At 65.8% G+C, this 1484-nt stretch carries 1 protein-coding gene and 1 pseudogene; both read left to right on the top strand.

Features of this window, described 5'->3' with window-relative positions:
* A pseudogene (locus tag ACWELQ_RS45550) lies at window positions 1–233 on the top strand (FAD-binding protein); the annotation flags it as partial.
* The coding region (locus ACWELQ_RS45545; RefSeq protein ID WP_452403168.1) for a class I SAM-dependent methyltransferase at window positions 230–1484 on the top strand (1255 nt) is incomplete at its 3' end. The pseudogene ACWELQ_RS45550 and the gene ACWELQ_RS45545, both read left to right, overlap by 4 nt.

The raw sequence follows: 1484 nt of genomic DNA, 5'->3' as shown, positions 1-1484 counted from the left end.
GGTCGGCGGTGCCGACCGTGCCGGGGCAGCCCGAGGGTGTGGCCAATCGCGCCATCGAGCGCAAAGTGTCCGAACTGGACGGCCATAAATCCCTGTATTCGGACTCCTACTACGACCAGGATGAGTTCGCCGCGCTCTACTACGGCGACGGCACCTACTCCTCCCTCAAGAAACGCTACGACCCGGATTCTCGTCTACTGGATCTGTATTCGAAGGCGGTGCAACGCAAGTGACCACGTTCAAGGACCGTTCCGATGTCTTCGCCGAGCTCGGAACCAAACTCACCATCGCGGAGATCTTCGAGACGCTGCTCGACGGTCCGGTCCCCATCCGGCTGACGTGTTACGACGGCAGCAGCACCGGCCCGCTGGACTCCGAGTTCGGCCTGGAGATCCTCAGCCCGCGCGGAGTCAACTACATCGTCACCGCGCCCGGCGATCTGGGCATGGCCCGCGCCTATGTCGCCGGTGACCTCGCCACCACCGGCGTCGAGCCCGGCGACCCCTACGAACTGCTGAAGGCCATGGCGGGCATGAAGTTCCGCCGTCCCACCGCCCTGCAGTTGGTGGTCATCGCCCGCTCGCTGGGCTGGGAACTGCTCAAGCCGATCGCCCCGCCGCCGCAGGAGACGTTGCCGCGCTGGCGGCGCATCGCGCTGGAAGGGTTGCGGCACAGCAAGACTCGCGACGCCGAGGCCATCCACCACCACTACGACGTGTCCAATACGTTCTACGAGTACGTGCTGGGCCCGTCCATGACCTACACCTGCGCGGCCTACGAGGATCCCTCCTGGACCCTGGAACAGGCACAGGAGAACAAGTACCGCTTGGTCTTCGACAAGCTGAACCTGAAGCCCGGCGACCGGCTGCTCGACATCGGCTGCGGCTGGGGCGGCATGGTGCGCTACGCCGCCAAGCGCGGCGTCCACGTCATCGGGGCCACCCTCTCGGCCGAACAGGCCGAATGGGCGCAGGCCAAGATCGCCGAGGAGGGCCTGTCCGAGCTGGCCGAGGTCCGCCACTCCGACTACCGCGACGTGCGCGAGGGCGACTTCGACGCGGTGTCCTCCATCGGACTCACCGAGCACATCGGCGTCGCCAACTACAAGGCCTACTTCGAATTCATCCAGTCGAAGCTGAAGGTCGGCGGGCTGTTCCTCAACCACTCCATCACCCGGCACGACAACACCCGCACCACCAAGGCGGGCGACTTCATCGACCGGTACGTGTTCCCCGACGGCGAGCTCTCCGGCTCCGGGCGCATCATCTCCGAGATCCAGAACGTGGGCCTGGAAGTGCTGCACGAGGAGAACCTGCGCCAGCACTACGCGCTGACGCTCGCCGAGTGGTGCGACAACCTGGTGAAGAACTGGGATGCCGCGGTGGACGAGGTCGGCGAGGGCACGGCCAAGGTGTGGGGCCTCTACATGGCGGGCTGCCAGCTCGGGTTCGAACGGAATGTGGTGCAGCTGCACCAGGTTCTGG

Source organism: Nocardia sp. NPDC004722 (genome assembly GCF_053601505.1).
This window is presented reverse-complemented; position numbering and strand designations above follow the sequence as displayed.